We start from the raw sequence: 17,825 nt of genomic DNA on the forward strand, positions 1-17,825 counted from the left end.
CTCCGTTGACGGTGCCCGCAGCAGCCAACACACCTGAGCGGTCACGCTCGTGGAGCAGCTCGAGGCTGCCGTCATCAAAAAAGGTGCTCAGCCGCAACAGCGGATCACGCGGATCAAGCGATTCATCAATCGCCTCAGGAGCAAAGATCGTCATCTGCGGCCTCTCTGGTTGGCGTTGGCGGCACGAACAGAGCTGTCTGAATGTTGATACCCCCGGCTCAAGAACGCCTAAAGAGCTGTCCCGGCGCGTATCTAGAGCGCCGCGTACACCGCTTGCGCGAACTGAATATGCAACAGCTGCAGTCGTAGCGTGGATGTGCTCGCCAGCGCGGCCTTGGGGTCCAGGTCGGGCATGCGCCACTGCGGCAGGAACATGAGAATCGCGTCGGCCTTCGGGTCGGCATGCCACCAGGTGCCGAATGCTCCCGGCCAGCCGAAGGTGCCGGCGCCGCCCGGACCGAACAATGCGGCCTCGTTCGGATCGAGGACGACCGACAGGCCAAGGCCGAATCCGCGTCCGGTCCAGTAGGGCAGGCCGAAGGACGGCAGTTTGCGCTGTGCAGGGGTGAGGCGGTTGGTGCGCAGCGCGGCCGTCGATTCGGGGGACAGGATGCGCACTCCGTCGGCCTCGCCGCCACCCAGGAGTGCTCGCGCGAAGGCGAGGTAGTCGTGCGCGGTGCTCGCGAGTGCGCCGCCGCCGCGGCACAGTGCCGGTGCTGAGGTGGGCATCGAAGTGAGATAGCCGCGGTCGGCCACCACAATTTGTTCGTCATCTCCGAGGCCATACAGGCGCGCCAATCGGCTCGCCTTGTGTTCGGGAACGAAGAAGTCGGTATCGGACATGCCGAGCGGATCCAGGATTCGTTGACGCAGCAGCTCATTCAGTGGCCGCGCGGCCGCGCGCGCGATGAGCAAGCCGAGCACATCGGTGGAATGGCTGTAGTGGAAGCGCTCTCCGGGCGGGTATACCAGCGGCAGCGCGGCGATCGCCGCGATCCACTCGTCGGGTTCGGTGAACGCAGCCGTGTGCAGCGGCTGGTAGGCCTTCGCTATTGGTCCGGTCGAGATGAAGTCGTAGGTCAGCCCACTGCGGTGAGTCAACAGATCCTCGACCGTGATGGTGCGTGGCGCCCGGAACGTGTCATCCAGCGAGCCGCCCGGGTCTGCGAGCACCCGCATCTGGGCGAACTCCGGCAGCCAGGTGGTGATCGGGTCGTTCAAGCGGATTGTGCCGTCGTCGACAAGAGCCATGGCCGCCGCGCTGATCACCGGTTTTGTCATGGACGCGATGCGGAAAATGGTGTTGTCGGCCATCCGCAGACCCGCGTCGACGTCGCGATGACCCACGGCGCCCAGGTGCCTGAGCTGCCCGCCCTGCCACACCAACGTCACCGCTCCGGCCAGAATGCGGTCATTTACCGCCGCTCGGATCGGGGCGAGAGCTGCGTCGAATGTGGACTCGAATTCGGGCATGACCCCATACTGTCAGTCGAGGCTGGCAGGTGCCCGGATGCTAAGCTCGCTCGCGGTAAGTGACATCCTTTAACGATCCGTCCAGTGAGGCGGAGAAGGAGGTCTCGCGTAAGCGTGGGCGAAGCAGTAGAAGGACGCGAATTGTTGTCCGCCGCAGATGTCGGCAGGACCATCGCGCGTATTGCGCATCAAATCATCGAGAAGACCGCGCTTTCCGATTCCACCGACGCACCTCGCGTCGTACTGGTCGGCATCCCCACGCGCGGCGCCACCCTCGCCAAACGACTGGCCGCCCACATCACCGAGTTCTCCGGTGTCGAGGTGCCCGCCGGATTCCTGGACATCACCCTCTATCGCGACGATCTTCGTAACAAACCCCACCGCCCGCTCGAACGCACCTCGATTCCCGAGGGCGGGGTGGATGGAGCTCTGGTGATCCTTGTCGACGACGTGTTGTTCTCCGGCCGCACCGTGCGCTCGGCGCTCGACGCGCTGCGTGACCTCGGCCGGCCCCGGGCGGTTCAGCTCGCGGTCCTGGTCGACCGTGGGCACCGTGAGCTGCCGCTGCGCGCCGATTACGTCGGCAAGAACGTGCCAACCGCGCGCAGTGAGGACGTCAAGGTGCTGTTGGCCGAACACGACGGCTGCGACGCGGTTGTGATCAAGGGCGGACAAGGGGCGGCCTCATGAGACATCTGTTGTCCGCTGCCGACCTCACCCGCGACGAGGCCACCGCCATCCTGGATGACGCCGACCGGTTCCTACAGGCCCTTGCGGGGCGCGAGGTCAAGAAGCTGCCGACGCTGCGCGGGCGGACCATTATCACGATGTTCTACGAAAATTCCACGCGGACAAGGGTTTCCTTTGAGGTCGCGGGCAAGTGGATGAGTGCCGACGTCATCAATGTCAGCGCCTCGGGGTCCTCGGTGTCCAAGGGGGAGTCGCTGCGCGATACCGCGTTGACGCTGCGCGCGATTGGTGCCGATGCGCTCATCGTGCGCCATCCGGCCTCCGGCGTCGCCGCGCAGCTCGCGCAGTGGACCGCCGAGGGGGCTGACGGCCTGAGTGGACCCGCTGTCATCAACGCGGGAGACGGCACCCACGAGCACCCCACGCAGGCGCTGCTCGACGCGCTGACCATCCGACAGCGGCTCGGCAGCCTCGAAGGGCGCCGCGTCGTCATCGTCGGGGACATCCTGCACAGCCGGGTTGCTCGATCGAATGCCCTGCTGCTCAACACTTTCGGTGCCGAGGTGGTGCTAGTGGCACCACCAACGCTGCTGCCGGTCGGTGTCGAGACCTGGCCGGTGACAGTGACCCACGACCTGGACGCCGAGCTGCCGGGTGCCGATGCCGTTTTGATGCTGCGGGTGCAGGCGGAACGCATGACCGGCGGGTTCTTCCCCTCGGCGCGTGAGTATTCGGTGCTGTACGGCATGTCAGCGGCCCGCCAGCAGCTCCTCGCCGAGCGCGCGGTGGTGCTGCACCCCGGTCCCATGCTGCGCGGTATGGAGATCGCATCATCAGTTGCGGATTCCTCGCAATCGGCCGTCCTGCAACAGGTATCGAATGGAGTGCATATCCGCATGGCAGTGCTGTTCCACCTGCTGGTCGGTTCCGATGAGGCGGTGCCCGCATGAGCGTGTTGATCAAAGGTGTGCGTCTCTACGGCGAGGGCGAGCAGGTTGACGTCCTGGTTGAGGACGGGCAGATCACCCGTATCGAGGCCGGTATTGGGCCGGGTATCGAAACCGAGGTCCACACGGCCATCGAAGCCCCCGGTCAGGTGCTACTGCCCGGGTTCGTCGACTTGCACACACACCTGCGTGAGCCAGGCCGTGAGGACACCGAGACCATCGACTCCGGTTCGGCGGCAGCCGCTCTGGGCGGGTACACCGCGGTCTTCGCGATGGCCAACACCAACCCGGTGGCCGACAGCCCCGTGGTGACCGATCACGTGTGGCAGCGCGGCCAGCAGGTGGGGTTGGTCGATGTGCATCCCGTGGGCGCCGTGACGGTCGGGCTGGAGGGCAAGCAGCTCACCGAGATGGGGATGATGGCCCGCGGCGCGGGCCGGGTGCGGATGTTCTCCGATGACGGCAAGTGCGTGCACGATCCGCTGGTGATGCGACGTGCGCTGGAGTACGCCAAGGGTTTGGGGGTGCTCATCGCCCAGCATGCCGAGGAGCCGCGGCTCACCGTCGGCTCGGTGGCGCACGAGGGTGCCCACGCGGCTCGGTTGGGCTTAACCGGATGGCCTCGTGCCGCCGAAGAGTCCATTGTCGCGCGTGACGCCATCTTGTCCCGCGACACCGGCGCGCCCGTGCACATCTGCCATGCCTCTACCGCGGGCACCGTCGAGTTGCTTAAATGGGCGAAGGGGCAAGGGATTTCCATCACTGCCGAGGTGACGCCGCATCACCTGCTGCTCGATGACAGTCGACTGGCCTCGTATGACGGCGTATATCGGGTGAATCCGCCGCTGCGTGAGTCCACCGACGCCGAAGCATTGCGACAGGCCCTCGCGGATGGGGTGATCGATTGTGTGGCAACCGATCACGCGCCGCACGCCGATCACGAGAAGTGCTGCGAGTTCGCCGCGGCCAGACCCGGGATGCTCGGATTGCAGACCGCGCTATCGGTGGTCGTGGAGACCATGGTGAAACCGGGGCTGCTTACCTGGCGCGATATCGCGCGGGTAATGAGCGAGCGCCCGGCGCAGATCGTCGGTCTGCCCGATCAGGGACGTCCGCTGGCGGTCGGGGAGCCCGCGAACCTGACCATCGTCGACCCCGATGCCACCTGGACCGTGCGCGGTGACGGGTTGGCCAGCAAGTCGGCCAACACGCCGTTCGAATCGATGACATTGCCCGCCACGGTGACCGCCACGCTGCTGCGGGGTCGTGTCACCGCACGGGACGGGAAGGTAACCGCATGAACCACGGGGACTTCGTCGGTGCGCTGATCATGGCGGGCGCCTCGCTGACCTTGACCGTGCTGCTCATCCGCTTGATGTGGCGGGGCTGGCATGCACGCGCACAGCGGCAGGCCGACGTCGTCGGGGTGCTCCCGGCTGCACCCGATGAGCGCGGTGAGGTCGTCATCGAACCCGTGGAGGGGCTCTACGTCGGCAGCACCATCGCGCCGGACTGGCAAGACCGCATCGCCGTAGGGGATTTGGGCTACCGAACGAGCGCGACGCTGACCCGGTATACCGCCGGAATCCTGTTGGAACGCAGCGGAACCGGAGACATCTGGATACCCGCGGACGTCATCACCGAGATCCGCACCGCCAAGGCGCTGGCGGGCAAGGTACTTACCCACGACGGCATTCTCGCCATTCGGTGGCGGTTGCCCTCGGGCACCGAGATCGACACCGGTTTTCTGGCCCGACCGCGAAGTGAATATCAAGAATGGAAGGTAGCGTCATGATCGATGAGCCGCTGGCGCGAAGAGGATACGGTCGCGACAAGGCGGTGCTCGTTCTCGAAGACGGGCGGGTATTCACCGGAAAGCCGTTCGGCGCGGTGGGGGAAACCCTTGGCGAGGCGGTCTTCTGCACGGCCATGTCGGGTTACCAGGAGACCCTGACCGACCCGAGTTACCACCGGCAGATCGTGGTGGCCACCGCGCCGCAGATCGGTAACACCGGGTGGAATGACGAGGACGACGAGAGCCGCGGCGGCAAGATCTGGGTCGCCGGCTACGCGGTGCGCGATCCATCGAACCGGGTATCGAATTGGCGTGCCAACGGTTCCCTCGACGACGCGCTCAAGGGGCAGCACATCGTCGGTATCGCGGGAATCGACACCCGCGCCGTGGTCCGCCACCTGCGCACCCGTGGATCGATGAAGGCGGGCATCTTCAGCGGGACCGTGGCAGACGCACCCACCGACTTCCTGCTCTCGCGCGTCAACGGCCAACCCAGCATGCTGGGCGCGGATCTGGCCGGCGAAGTAAGTACGGCCAGCACGTATACCGTGGAACCCGATGGTGCGCACCGGTTCACCGTGGCGGCTCTGGATCTGGGCATCAAGACCAACACCCCGCGTAATTTCGCGGCGCGCGGTATTCGCGTGCAGGTGGTGCCGTCGTCCATCAGTCCCGACGAGCTGCTCGCACTCGCGCCCGACGGCGTCTTCCTCTCCAACGGGCCGGGAGATCCGGCCACCGCGGACCATGTGGTCGCAGTGACGCAAGCAGTGCTGGAGCGGCGAATCCCGTTGTTCGGCATCTGCTTCGGCAATCAGCTGCTGGGCAGGGCACTGGGGCGGTCCACCTACAAGATGACGTTCGGGCACCGCGGTATCAATGTCCCGGTCATCGACCACACCACGGGCCGGGTCGCGATCACCGCCCAGAACCACGGGTTCGCGCTGGAAGGCGAGGCGGGCGAGCAGTTCGACACGCCCTTCGGGCGGGCCGAGGTCAGCCACACCTGCGCCAACGACGGCGTCGTGGAAGGGATCCGGCTGTTGGACGGGTCGGCGTTCTCGGTGCAGTACCACCCCGAGGCGGCGGCCGGGCCTCATGACGCTGAATACCTCTTCGACCAATTCGTATCCGCATTGGAAACAAGCTTGGAAGGCCGGGGTAACCGCTGATGCCACGTCGCACAGACCTCAACCACATCCTGGTCATCGGGTCCGGCCCCATCGTGATCGGCCAGGCCTGTGAGTTCGACTACTCGGGCACCCAGGCCTGTCGCGTGCTGCGCGCCGAGGGACTGCAGGTCAGCCTCGTCAACTCCAACCCAGCCACGATCATGACCGACCCCGAGTACGCCGATAACACCTATGTCGAGCCCATCACCGCTGAGTTCGTCGAGAAAGTTCTTGCCGCACAAGCCGAGAAGGGCAACAAGATTGACGCCCTGCTGCCCACACTGGGCGGTCAGACTGCGTTGAACACCGCGGTCGCGCTGTACGAAAACGGCGCGCTGGAGCGGTACGGAGTCGAGCTCATCGGCGCTAATTTCGAGGCCATCCAGCGCGGCGAGGACCGCCAGCAATTCAAGGATATCGTCGCCAAAGTTGGTGGAGAGTCGGCGAAGTCCCGCGTCTGTTTCACCATGGAAGAGGTCCGGGAAACGGTTGCCGACCTCGGCCTGCCGGTTGTCGTGCGCCCCTCCTTCACCATGGGTGGGCTGGGCTCCGGCATGGCGCACACCGCCGAGGAAGTTGAGCGGATAGCAGGAGAGGGTCTTGCGGCCTCCCCGTCGGCCAATGTGCTCATCGAGGAATCGATCTACGGCTGGAAGGAATTCGAGCTTGAGCTGATGCGTGATAGCCGCGACAACGTGGTCGTCGTCTGCTCGATCGAGAACGTCGACCCGATGGGTGTGCACACCGGGGACTCGGTGACCGTGGCACCCGCAATGACGCTGACGGACCGCGAGTACCAGAAGATGCGCGATCTGGGAATCGCGATCCTGCGCGAGGTGGGTGTCGATACCGGCGGGTGCAATATCCAGTTCGCGATCGACCCCCACGACGGGCGCCTCATTGTCATCGAGATGAATCCCCGTGTGTCCCGATCGAGTGCGTTGGCCTCCAAGGCGACCGGGTTCCCCATCGCGAAGATCGCCGCGAAGCTGGCGATCGGATACAGGCTCGACGAGATCGTCAACGACATCACCAAGGAGACGCCGGCCTGTTTCGAGCCGACCCTCGACTACGTGGTGGTCAAGGCACCCCGGTTCGCCTTCGAGAAGTTCCCGGGCGCCGACGCCACGTTGACCACCACCATGAAATCGGTGGGCGAGGCGATGTCCCTGGGCCGCAACTTCTCTGAAGCGCTCGGCAAGGTGATGCGCTCGTTGGAGACCGCGGAGGCCGGGTTCTGGACCGATAACGCGGGCCCCGTGGAGGATATGGATGCGTTCCTGCGGGAGCTGCGGGTACCGCGCGAGGGGCGGCTTTACGGCATTCAACGCGCGCTGGCCGCGGGCGCCAGCGTCGAGCGGCTGGCCGAGGTCACCGGCGTGGACCCCTGGTTCGTGGAGGAGATCGCCCAGATCGACAACCTCGGCACCGAACTGCGCGAGGCACCCATCCTCGACGAGGAGCTGCTGCGACGCGCCAAGCACTACGGGTTGTCCGATCGCCAGATCGCGGCGCTCCGCCCGGAATTGGCGGGGGAGAACGGGGTTCGGTCGCTGCGGCACCGGATGGGCATCCGGCCGGTGTACAAGACCGTCGACACCTGCGCCGCCGAATTCGAGGCGAAGACTCCGTATCACTACTCGAGCTACGAGTTGGATCCTGCCGCGGAATCCGAGGTGGCCCCGCAGACTGAGCGGCCCAAGGTGCTCATCCTCGGATCGGGCCCCAACCGCATCGGGCAGGGCATCGAGTTCGACTACAGCTGCGTGCATGCGGCAACCACGCTGTCGGAGGCCGGTTTCGAGACCATCATGGTCAACTGCAACCCGGAGACGGTGTCCACCGATTACGACACCGCCGACCGCCTCTACTTCGAGCCGCTGACCTTTGAGGACGTGCTCGAGGTTTACCACGCCGAGTCGGAATCCGGACGGGGCGGACCAGGCGTCGTCGGCGTCATCGTGCAGCTCGGGGGGCAGACGCCGCTGGGGCTGGCCAAGCGCCTGGCCGACGCGGGTGTTCCGGTGGTGGGCACCAGCCCGGCCGCGATCGACCGCGCCGAGGATCGCGGTGTGTTCGGCGAGCTGCTGGTATCCGCTGGGCTGCCCGCCCCGCGTTTCGGCACCGCAACGACATTCGAGCAGGCCAGGCAGATCGCCGCCGACATCGGATACCCGGTGCTGGTGCGGCCGTCCTACGTGCTGGGCGGCCGGGGCATGGAGATCGTCTACGACGAGGACACGCTGCAGGGCTATATCACCCGCGCCACTCAGCTCTCGCCCGAGCACCCGGTGCTGGTAGACCGCTTCTTGGAAGACGCCATCGAGATCGACGTCGACGCGCTATGCGATGGCACCGAGGTGTACCTCGGCGGGGTCATGGAGCACATCGAGGAAGCCGGTATCCACTCCGGCGACTCGGCCTGTGCGCTGCCACCGGTCACCCTGGGCCGCAGCGATATTGAAAAAGTGCGAAGTGCGACAGAATCCATCGCACACGGTATCGGCGTCGTTGGCTTGCTCAACGTGCAGTACGCGCTCAAGGACGATGTGCTCTACGTCTTGGAGGCCAACCCTCGGGCGAGCCGCACCGTGCCCTTTGTCTCGAAGGCGACAGCGGTGCCGCTTGCGAAGGCATGCGCGCGGATCATGTTGGGCGCCACCATCGCCGGACTGCGGGAGGAAGGCTTACTGCCCGCCAAGGGCGACGGCGCCACCATCCCTAGCGGTGCCCCGGTGGCGGTCAAGGAGGCCGTGCTGCCGTTCCACCGGTTCCGCAAGGCTGATGGCAGCCAAGTCGATTCCCTGTTGGGTCCCGAGATGAAGTCCACCGGCGAGGTCATGGGTATCGACGCCGATTTCGGCAGTGCATTCGCCAAGAGTCAGACCGCGGCGTACGGGTCGCTTCCCAAGGAAGGCACCATCTTCGTTTCGGTGGCCAACCGTGACAAGCGCTCGCTGGTGTTCCCGGTAAAGAGACTGGCAGATCTGGGATTCAAGGTGCTGGCGACCGAAGGCACGGCAGAGATGCTGCGTCGCAACGGAATACCATGCGAAGAGGTTCGCAAGCACTACGAGAGCGTCGGGGAGGGGCGGCCCGCGAAGTCGGCAGTGGACGTCATCAAGTCCGGCGAGGTCGCGATGGTTATCAACACCCCGTACGGGAACTCCGGCCCTCGTATTGACGGCTACGAAATCCGTTCCGCTGCCGTATCGATGAACATCCCATGCATCACCACGGTGCAGGGCGCGTCGGCCGCGGTGCAGGGAATCGAGGCCGGTATCCGCGGCGATATCGGAGTGCGGTCACTTCAGGAACTCCACGCGGGCTTGCGATGAGCCGCTTGCGCGAAGAGAGTCAGGTCCCGATGAGCCGCTTGCGCGAAGAGGGTCAGGTCCCGATGAGCCGCTTGCGCGAAGAGCGGTGGGGCCGGTGAGCTTCGGCGCACGGCTGCAGGCCGCCACCGCCGCCCGTGGCCCGTTGTGTGTCGGCATCGACCCGCATCCGGAGCTACTGCGTTCCTGGGGATTGGAGGCCGATTCCGACGGCCTGGCCAGATTCAGCGATGTCTGCGTCGAAGCCTTCCGCGAGGTGGCGATCGTCAAACCACAGGTGGCGTTCTTCGAAACCTATGGGGCGGCCGGTTATTCGGTCCTTGAGCAGACCATTGCGGGACTGCGTGAGGCCGGCGTGCTGGTGCTCTCGGACGCCAAACGCGGAGATATCGGATCGACCATGGCGGCGTACGCGCAGGCGTGGCTAGGAAGCTCGCCGTTGAGCTCCGATGCGGTGACCGCCTCGCCGTATCTAGGATTTGGGTCCCTGTCGCCGCTGCTGGACCTTGCGCACGAGCGCGAGCGCGGTGTCTTCGTTCTCGCGGCGACATCCAACCCGGAAGCGCCGCCGGTGCAGCGTGCCCATGCCTCGGGTTCGACCGTCGCACAGTCGATGGTGGATCAGGTGGCAGCTCTCAATGCCGCCGCCGACGGTCCCGGATCGGTGGGTGTTGTGGTGGGCGTAACCGTCACCGATCCGCCGGACCTCTCGTCGATCGGTGGTCCTGTGCTTGTTCCCGGGCTCGGAGCCCAGGGGGGCAGGCCCGAGGATTTGCGTGGTCTGGGTGGCGCTCCGGGCCGGCTGCTGCTTCCCGCGGTCTCGCGCGAAGTGCTGCGTGCCGGGCCGGATGTGGCGGCGCTCCGTGCAGCCGTCGACCGGTTACGTGACAGCGTCGCTTACCTGCTGGCCGAGTGAACGGTGACGATCGGCCGATCGTCTGATGGCCTAACAATGTTGCAAGGCAATGATTTTCGGCTCAACATTCGCGCGACGGCCAGCGGTATGAGTGAGGCGATCACGATCCACCGTCCTAGTGGGGTGAACCCACCCCAAGCCGGATCGATGACGTAGATCCGGGTGTACACGAGCGTCAATATCGCGCCGATCAGCACAAGAACGCCGACAGCGATATCGCGGCTTTTGTTCATGGGGGGCACGGGGCGGTCCCACCACGGCAGTGCTCTGCGCTCGGTCGCCCGCAGCGGCACGAAAAGGATGGCCACGATGGCGCACACGATGGACAGTCGCAGCATGTTCCCCGGCCAGTACCAGGCGCTGTGCGGGCTCACCAGCCCGATGCGAAGGGCAAGGTAGATCCCGTAGGACAGCAGGAAGGTGATCACCCAGTGCCACAGGTAGATCGTCATGCTGCCGCTGTTGCACAGTTCGAGGAACCGCCACGTCCGCGCGCCCTGCGCCCAACGATTGATGGCCGGCGCGAACGCGATCACCACCAGGCATTGAACGATTGCACTCGCTGCGAGTAACAAGGTCGGCGGCATGTTGGCGATCAGCCCCGACGGATACGGTCCCAGGATGGCGAGCGCCACGGTCGCGGCCAGGGCGGCCGTCGCGCCTCCCCACGCCACTTGGCGGGGGATGAGCTTGCGTTGATACCCGATTCCCAATGCGGCGGGGACGAGCCACATGAAGATCATGTTGATCCAGCCGGTCGCGTGCCATGTGTTCGTGATGACGCTGATCGTGTCGACCAGTGCGGTGAGCAGGCACATCATCGCGACGAACCAGCTCAGGTGGCATCCGGTGCGGATGCGGGCCAGCCACGGCAGGAACGCCAGTGTCAGCAGGTAGGCCCCCACGTACCAAAGCAGCTCGATATGCCTTTTTTCGAGATAGAGGAGCTCGCGAGTGTTGCCGAGTATGAAGTGCAGCAAGGTGGTCACCAGCGCGACGAAGGCGAGGAAATAGAACACCGGGCGGAAGAGCCGCGTGGCACGGCTCATCAGGAATTGCCCCCAGGATTTACCGGCTTCCCAGGAATGAAGATTTGCTGCGGCGCCAGCGAAGAAGAACAGCGGCATCAGCGGGATCAGCCAAAACAGCCAATGCACGCCGTAGTTCGCTGACATGGCGGGTTTGCCCTTGACGAGGGTAGGGCTACCCGCGAGGACGTGGTAGGCCACGACCGTGGCCAGCGACACGAGCCTCGCGGCGTCCAATACCCGATCACGCTCACGTGATGGGTGCACCTGGTCACCCATATGTCGCACCCTACCCAGCAACTGTTGCGCCTTGCTAAGCAACTTCACGGACGCCTATCGACGGCGTCCTCACCTGCGTCTCTTCAACTGGACGCGGCCGTCTCTTCAACTGGACGTGGCCGGGTCGCGACACGCGCAACACGAGATTCACACAAGATTTTCAGTTTGCCCTCATGGCAATCACGGTTTGCTTGTCTCCGGTTCGAGTATAAGAACTGTAGAGGTAGCGAATCGGGAGCGAAATACGTTGAGCAGCAGTATCTTTCATTTCCGACCTGGAGAAATGTCGGGTGATACGGCGCGGGCGCGATAGTTGCTCGACATGATCGCCCGCGGCGCCTCTAGCAGGCGATTTTCACCGACTAACAGGGGGTGGGGTTCACATTTGTCGGCTGGCGTGGGTACGGTCGCTGTCGCTGGCTGGTTGTGTTTCCAGCCGAACAGAAAAACCGAAGAGTTTCGTATGAGACGGAGGAATCGTGGCCCTTCCACAGTTGACTGACGAGCAGCGCGCCGCCGCGTTGGCGAAGGCGGCTGCCGCCCGCCGCATCCGCGCCGAGCTCAAGGAGAAGCTCAAGAAAGGCGGCACCAATCTCAAGCAGGTGCTCAAGGACGCCGAGACCGATGAGGTCCTCGGCAAGATGAAGGTTTCGGCTCTGCTGGAGGCCCTGCCGAAGGTCGGCAAGGTCAAGGCGCAGGAAATCATGACCGAACTGGAGATCGCCCCGACCCGCCGTCTGCGCGGTCTCGGTGATCGTCAGCGCAAGGCGCTGCTGGAGCGGTTCGACTTTTCCTGATCTTCTCCAGATGACAGCTTCGATGAGGGGCCGGGTAGTAGTCCTATCCGGCCCCTCAGCCGTCGGTAAGTCCACCGTGGTGCATCGGCTACGCGATGACCTGGACGACCTATTCTTCAGCGTCTCTGCCACCACCAGGGCCCCTAGGCCGGGTGAGGTGGATGGCGTTGACTACCGTTTTGTCACCACCGAGGAGTTTCAGCGGCTGATCGACACCGGGGCGCTGCTGGAATGGGCCGATATCCACGGCGGATTGCAGCGTTCGGGAACTCCTGCCGCGCCCATTCGCGAGGCAATGGAGGCCGGTCGTCCCACGCTTATCGAGGTCGACCTGGCCGGTGCCCGGGCCATCAAGGCCGCGCTCCCGCAGGCCCTCACCGTCTTCCTGGCCCCACCGAGCTGGGACGCGCTGGTGCAGCGGCTTACCGGCCGCGGGACCGAATCCGAGGCTGTGATCGCCCGACGATTGGAAACAGCCGAGGTGGAAATGGCGGCTCAAACCGACTTTGATGTCGTCGTCGTCAACGACCAGTTGGAAAATGCCTGCGCAAAGTTGGTATCGTTGTTGGTCGGACGTTAACCGGCAGCGCATCGCGAGTACCGCGTCAGCCATCTTCAGCGCCACATACAAAGCCAGGAGATTCTTTAGTGAGCACTCCCCAGACCGACGTCATCGTCGAACCGGGCACCGAAAGCTACGACGCAGCCCTCGACACGCCGCTGGGTATCACCAACCCACCGATCGACGAGCTGCTGGCACGGGCATCGAGCAAGTACGCGCTGGTGATCTACGCAGCCAAGCGTGCTCGCCAGATCAACGACTACTACAACCAGCTAGGTGACGGCATCCTCGAATACGTGGGGCCGCTCGTCGAGCCGGGTCTGCAGGAAAAGCCGCTGTCGATCGCGCTGCGCGAGATCCATGGCGATCTGCTCGAGCACACCGAAGGCGAGTAGAAACCAGGACGACGGTCATGGCCGACCGCAAGCGGATCATCGTCGGAGTGGGCGGGGGAATCGCCGCCTACAAGGCCTGCACCGTGGTGCGCCAGCTCACCGAGGCTGGGCACAGCGTCCGGGTTATTCCTACCGAGTCCGCCCTGCAATTCGTGGGCGCCGCGACATTCGAGGCACTCTCGGGTGAGTCGGTCAGGACCGGGGTGTTCGAGGATGTTCCCCAGGTCCCACATGTGCGGTTGGGGCAGGACGCAGACCTCGTGGTGGTCGCGCCTGCAACCGCGGACCTATTGGCGCGTGCCGCCACGGGTCGTGCCGACGACCTGCTGACCGCGACGCTGCTGACCGCACGTTGTCCGGTGCTCTTCGCCCCCGCGATGCACACAGAGATGTGGCTGCATGCCGCCACTCAGCACAACGTGTCGACGCTGCGCGAACGCGGCGCCGTGGTCCTGGAGCCCGCCTCGGGTCGGCTTACCGGCGCCGACAGCGGCCCAGGCCGCCTTCCCGAGGCCGAGGAGATCAGCACCCTGGCCCAACTGCTCCTGGCGCGAGCCGACGCGCTACCGCACGATCTGGCCGGTGTACGCGTCCTGGTGACCGCCGGCGGAACCCGCGAGCCCCTGGACCCCGTGCGCTTCATCGGGAACCGCAGTTCCGGGAAGCAGGGATACGCGATAGCGCGGGTCGCCGCCCAGCGCGGCGCAGAGGTCACGCTCATCGCCGGCCACACCGTCGGGCTGCCCGACCCAGCCGGGGTCAACGTGGTCCACATCAGCTCCGCGGCGCAACTGCAGGACGCGGTCACCAAACACGCATCCGAGGCGGAGGTGCTGATCATGGCGGCCGCCGTGGCCGACTTCCGCCCCGCGCACGTTGCGACCAACAAGATCAAAAAGAGCCATCCCCCCGTGGGGACAAACCCAGTCGAGGGCCCCGTCGATGCGCCCATCGAATTGCTGCGCAATGCCGATGTGCTGGCCGGAGTCGTGCGTGCGCGCACCGACGGGCAGCTGCCCAACATGCGGGCCATCGTCGGGTTTGCCGCCGAAACCGGCGATGCCAATGGCGATGTGCTCTTCCATGCGCGTTCCAAGCTGAAGCGCAAGGGCTGTGATCTGTTGGTAGTCAACGCTGTTGGCGAGGGACGGGCCTTCGAGGTGGACAGTAACGACGGTTGGCTGCTGTCCACCCAAAGCAGCGGCGAGGTCACTGAAGTTGTCTTGGAGCACGGCACCAAAGTTCTGATGGCAAGCCGTATTGTGGATGCCGTTACCGGGCTTTGTCAGCGAACCTGACAACCGGGCACGGCCTCAGTCTCTGTTCGTCGGCCATAATGCTTAGTACACGTAACGATCTGAAAGGGGCTGCGCTGTGAGCTCAGCGGGACGGCTTTTCACCAGTGAATCGGTAACCGAGGGGCACCCGGACAAGATCTGTGATGCCATCAGCGATTCGATCCTCGATGCGCTGCTCGCACAGGACCCCAAGTCCCGGGTCGCGGTGGAGACGCTGGTGACCACCGGCCAAGTTCACGTCGCCGGCGAGGTCACCACGTCCGCGTACGCCGACATCCCAAAGATCGTGCGCGATCGCGTTCTGGAAATCGGCTACGACTCGTCATCCAAGGGCTTCGACGGGCACTCCTGCGGGGTGAACATCGCCATCGGCGCCCAGTCGCCGGATATCGCTCAGGGTGTGGACACCGCCCATGAGGCCCGCGTCGAGGGCGCGGCGGATCCGCTGGACGCCCAGGGCGCCGGCGACCAGGGGCTGATGTTCGGGTATGCCATCAACGACACCCCGGAGTTGATGCCGCTGCCCATCGCGCTGGCGCACCGCCTCGCGCGCCGACTGACCGAGGTCCGCAAGGACGGCTTGCTGCCGTACCTGCGTCCTGATGGCAAGACCCAGGTCACCATCGAGTACGACGGCGACAAAGCCGTCCGGCTCGACACGGTGGTGCTCTCGACGCAGCATGCCGCCGATATCGACCTGGACAATCTGCTGACCCCGGATATCCGCGAAAAGGTCGTCAACACCGTCCTGGACGAGCTCGAGCAGGAATCGCTGGATATCTCCGACTACCGGCTGCTGGTCAACCCGACGGGCAAGTTCGTGCTCGGTGGCCCGATGGGTGACGCGGGCCTGACCGGCCGCAAGATCATCGTCGACACCTACGGGGGCTGGGCCCGTCACGGCGGTGGCGCGTTCTCCGGTAAGGATCCGTCGAAGGTTGACCGCTCCGCTGCCTATGCGATGCGCTGGGTGGCCAAGAACGTGGTGGCCGCCGAGCTGGCGGACCGGGTTGAGGTTCAGGTCGCCTACGCGATCGGTAAGGCCGCACCCGTGGGACTGTTCATCGACACCTTCGGCACCAACAAGGTGGACCAGGCCAAGATCGAGAAGGCCATCAACGAGGTGTTCGACCTGCGGCCGGGCGCCATCATCCGTGACCTGGACCTGCTGCGGCCGATTTACGCGCAGACCGCCGCGTACGGCCACTTCGGGCGCACCGATATCGATCTGCCGTGGGAGCGGACCGATCGAGTCGACGCCTTGAAGGCTGCCGTTTAGCTCTTCGTGCGCAAAAACGCCGGGAGTGAGCGCTACTGCTCACACCCGGCGTTTTTGTCGCGTTGGTGCTCAGACCCGGCGATGCCCAGGGGATGCGGTACCTGGCCGGTGGCGTTTGTCAGGACATGGCGCGTGATGAGCTATCGGTGTTCACGACAGGTGACGGCTGCACGGTGGCTTACCGGATCGACGGCCCGCCGGCGGCGCCGGTCTTGGTGCTGTCCAATTCGATAGGCACCACCATGGGCATGTGGGATGCTCAGCTCGCGGCGTTGTCCCAGTCCTTTCGGGTACTGCGTTACGACACCCGGGGCCACGGTGCCTCGGGCGCACCGGCCGGGCCCTACTCCCTGGACCGCCTCGGATACGACGTCGTCGAACTGCTCGATGCGCTGGGCCTCGACCGTGTGCACTTCTGCGGTCTGTCCCTGGGCGGATTCATCGGGCAATGGCTGGGCTACCGGCAGCCGAGCAGGATCGATCACTTGATCCTTGCCAACACTGCGGCACATCTGGAACCAAGATCGTTCTGGGACGGGCGTATTGCCGATGTGCTGGCGGCCGGCGATCTGACCGAGATCGCTAATAGCTTCCTGCGCAACTGGTTTCCCGCGAATATGCTCGACCCACTCGATGAGGCAGTCATTCCTTTCCAGGCCGGGCTGCTGGCAATGAATCCGTTCGGGCTGGCCGGCTGCTACGCGGCGGTCCGCGACACGGATCTGCGCGCTACCGGTGCCCTGATCACGAGACCGACCCTTGTTGTCGCGGGGGAATTCGACACGGTGACGACACTTGCTCACGGCGAGTTCATCGCATCCGCCGTCCCCGGGGCCAGGTTGGTGACGTTGCCAGTGGTGCATCTGTCGAACGTCGAGCAACCTCGCGAATTCCTCGAGGCGACACTCGAATTCCTCCCGGGCTAGCTGCCTCCATTGCCGCGCGCGCCAGGCCCGGTGCGAATAAGGTCAATCGATGACGGTGTCTGATGCTCTTCGCGCGAGCGGCTCATCGGTGATCAGGGCCGCGCTCACGCAGGCCACGTGGACCGGCGACAAGGAATCCATGCTCGCCAAGCACGAACGTTTTGTCGCCGAGGCGGCATCCAAGGGTGCTCAGGTGATCTGCTTCCAGGAGTTGTTCTACGGCCCCTATTTCGGCGTCGTGCAGGACAAGAAGTACTACGACTACGCCGAATCCGTGCCCGGTCCCGTCACCGAGCGGTTCGCGGCGCTCGCCAGAGAACACCGCATGGTCATGGTGCTTCCGGTGTACGAGGAGGAGCAGCCGGGCGTCCTCTACAACACCGCGGCAGTCATCGACGCCGATGGCAGTTACCTCGGCAAATATCGCAAGCACCACATACCGCACCTCGATCGGTTCTGGGAGAAGTTCTACTTCCGCCCAGGCAATCTCGGTTACCCGGTGTTCGACACCGCGGTGGGAAGAATCGGCGTCTACATCTGTTACGACCGGCATTTTCCCGAGGGCTGGCGCAATTACGGCCTTGCTGGGGCCGAGTTGGTCTTCAACCCTTCGGCCACCAAACCCGGTCTTTCCAATAGGCTTTGGGAGCTGGAACAACCCGCAGCGGCAGCGGCCAACCAGTATTTCGTCGGGGCCAACAACCGGATAGGCAGCGAGAGAGGCGAATTCGGGGATCAGGCCGTCACGTTCTACGGCAGTTCCTACTTCGTCGACCCGCGCGGCAACTATGTTGGCGAGATCGCCTCCGAGAGTGATGAAGAGATCGTGATTCGAGACCTGGACCTGTCCGTGGTCCGAGAAGTACGGGGTGACTGGCAGTTCTACCGGGATCGCCGGCCAGACACCTACGGCCCGATCGTCGCACCGTAGGA

16 protein-coding genes and 1 pseudogene are annotated in these 17,825 nt (G+C 64.8%); 14 read left to right on the plus strand and 3 right to left on the minus strand.

Translation table 11 applies throughout. The features are described from left to right. Positions 1-154: pseudogene (locus MLB1_RS10745) on the minus strand (acyl-CoA carboxylase subunit beta); the annotation flags it as partial. Positions 155-252: 98 nt separating this feature from the next. Next, the gene (locus tag MLB1_RS10750) at positions 253-1,473 is read right to left on the minus strand and encodes a serine hydrolase domain-containing protein (protein ID WP_180749831.1); all 1,221 of its coding nucleotides are present in this window, start codon (positions 1,471-1,473) and stop codon (positions 253-255) included. A gap of 114 nt (positions 1,474-1,587) precedes the next feature. Here MLB1_RS10750 and pyrR point away from each other — a divergent pair, with 114 nt between their 5' ends. From pyrR to pyrF, 7 genes are all read left to right on the plus strand, one after another. Continuing rightward, on the plus strand, positions 1,588-2,163 hold the full coding sequence (gene pyrR, locus MLB1_RS10755) for a bifunctional pyr operon transcriptional regulator/uracil phosphoribosyltransferase PyrR (protein ID WP_180749832.1): 576 nt from the start codon (positions 1,588-1,590) through the stop codon (positions 2,161-2,163). Then, positions 2,160-3,113: an aspartate carbamoyltransferase catalytic subunit gene (locus tag MLB1_RS10760; RefSeq protein ID WP_180749833.1), complete on the plus strand. Its 954-nt coding sequence runs from the start codon at positions 2,160-2,162 to the stop codon at positions 3,111-3,113. The genes pyrR and MLB1_RS10760 overlap by 4 nt, the downstream gene beginning before the upstream one ends. Further along, entirely contained in the window at positions 3,110-4,411 is a 1,302-nt protein-coding gene (locus MLB1_RS10765; protein ID WP_180749834.1) for a dihydroorotase, read from the plus strand. Before MLB1_RS10760 ends, MLB1_RS10765 begins: the two co-directional genes overlap by 4 nt. Next, entirely contained in the window at positions 4,408-4,905 is a 498-nt protein-coding gene (locus MLB1_RS10770; RefSeq protein WP_180749835.1) for a transporter, read from the plus strand. Before MLB1_RS10765 ends, MLB1_RS10770 begins: the two co-directional genes overlap by 4 nt. Continuing rightward, the gene (gene carA / locus MLB1_RS10775; RefSeq protein WP_180749836.1) at positions 4,902-6,077 is read left to right on the plus strand and encodes a glutamine-hydrolyzing carbamoyl-phosphate synthase small subunit; all 1,176 of its coding nucleotides are present in this window, start codon (positions 4,902-4,904) and stop codon (positions 6,075-6,077) included. The genes MLB1_RS10770 and carA overlap by 4 nt, the downstream gene beginning before the upstream one ends. After that, entirely contained in the window at positions 6,077-9,415 is a 3,339-nt protein-coding gene (gene carB / locus MLB1_RS10780; RefSeq protein WP_180749837.1) for a carbamoyl-phosphate synthase large subunit, read from the plus strand. The genes carA and carB overlap by 1 nt, the downstream gene beginning before the upstream one ends. A gap of 85 nt (positions 9,416-9,500) precedes the next feature. Beyond that, a complete protein-coding gene (gene pyrF, locus MLB1_RS10785; protein WP_180749838.1) occupies positions 9,501-10,328 on the plus strand; it encodes an orotidine-5'-phosphate decarboxylase in 828 nt (275 codons plus the stop codon). Here pyrF and MLB1_RS10790 read toward each other — a convergent pair. After that, the gene (locus tag MLB1_RS10790) at positions 10,310-11,635 is read right to left on the minus strand and encodes an acyltransferase (protein ID WP_180749839.1); all 1,326 of its coding nucleotides are present in this window, start codon (positions 11,633-11,635) and stop codon (positions 10,310-10,312) included. The two genes, pyrF and MLB1_RS10790, sit on opposite strands and share 19 nt — an antisense overlap. 479 nt (positions 11,636-12,114) lie before the next feature. Here MLB1_RS10790 and mihF point away from each other — a divergent pair, with 479 nt between their 5' ends. The 7 genes from mihF to MLB1_RS10825 all read left to right on the plus strand — a co-directional run bounded on the left by mihF (position 12,115) and on the right by MLB1_RS10825 (position 17,823). Then, on the plus strand, positions 12,115-12,432 hold the full coding sequence (mihF, locus tag MLB1_RS10795; RefSeq protein ID WP_180749840.1) for an integration host factor, actinobacterial type: 318 nt from the start codon (positions 12,115-12,117) through the stop codon (positions 12,430-12,432). Positions 12,433-12,442: 10 nt separating this feature from the next. Then, positions 12,443-13,012, plus strand: a complete 570-nt coding sequence (gmk, locus tag MLB1_RS10800) for a guanylate kinase (RefSeq protein WP_180749841.1) — start codon at positions 12,443-12,445, stop codon at positions 13,010-13,012. 68 nt (positions 13,013-13,080) lie between these two features. After that, positions 13,081-13,389, plus strand: a complete 309-nt coding sequence (rpoZ, locus tag MLB1_RS10805) for a DNA-directed RNA polymerase subunit omega (RefSeq protein WP_180749842.1) — start codon at positions 13,081-13,083, stop codon at positions 13,387-13,389. A 17-nt stretch (positions 13,390-13,406) separates the two neighbouring features. Then, positions 13,407-14,687, plus strand: a complete 1,281-nt coding sequence (gene coaBC / locus MLB1_RS10810; protein WP_180749843.1) for a bifunctional phosphopantothenoylcysteine decarboxylase/phosphopantothenate--cysteine ligase CoaBC — start codon at positions 13,407-13,409, stop codon at positions 14,685-14,687. A gap of 76 nt (positions 14,688-14,763) precedes the next feature. Continuing rightward, positions 14,764-15,966 carry a methionine adenosyltransferase gene (gene metK, locus MLB1_RS10815; RefSeq protein WP_180749844.1) on the plus strand — a complete coding sequence of 401 codons (1,203 nt, stop codon included), beginning with the start codon at positions 14,764-14,766 and terminating at the stop codon, positions 15,964-15,966. A 65-nt stretch (positions 15,967-16,031) separates the two neighbouring features. Continuing rightward, the gene (locus tag MLB1_RS10820; protein WP_371750604.1) at positions 16,032-16,892 is read left to right on the plus strand and encodes an alpha/beta fold hydrolase; all 861 of its coding nucleotides are present in this window, start codon (positions 16,032-16,034) and stop codon (positions 16,890-16,892) included. A gap of 88 nt (positions 16,893-16,980) precedes the next feature. Further along, complete coding sequence (locus MLB1_RS10825) at positions 16,981-17,823, plus strand: nitrilase-related carbon-nitrogen hydrolase (RefSeq protein WP_180750323.1); 843 nt, start codon at positions 16,981-16,983, stop codon at positions 17,821-17,823. The last annotated feature ends 2 nt before the right edge of the window (positions 17,824-17,825 follow it).

Origin of the sequence: Mycobacteroides sp. LB1 (assembly GCF_013449725.1) — a bacterium.
In the GTDB taxonomy this organism is placed as follows: domain Bacteria; phylum Actinomycetota; class Actinomycetes; order Mycobacteriales; family Mycobacteriaceae; genus Mycobacterium.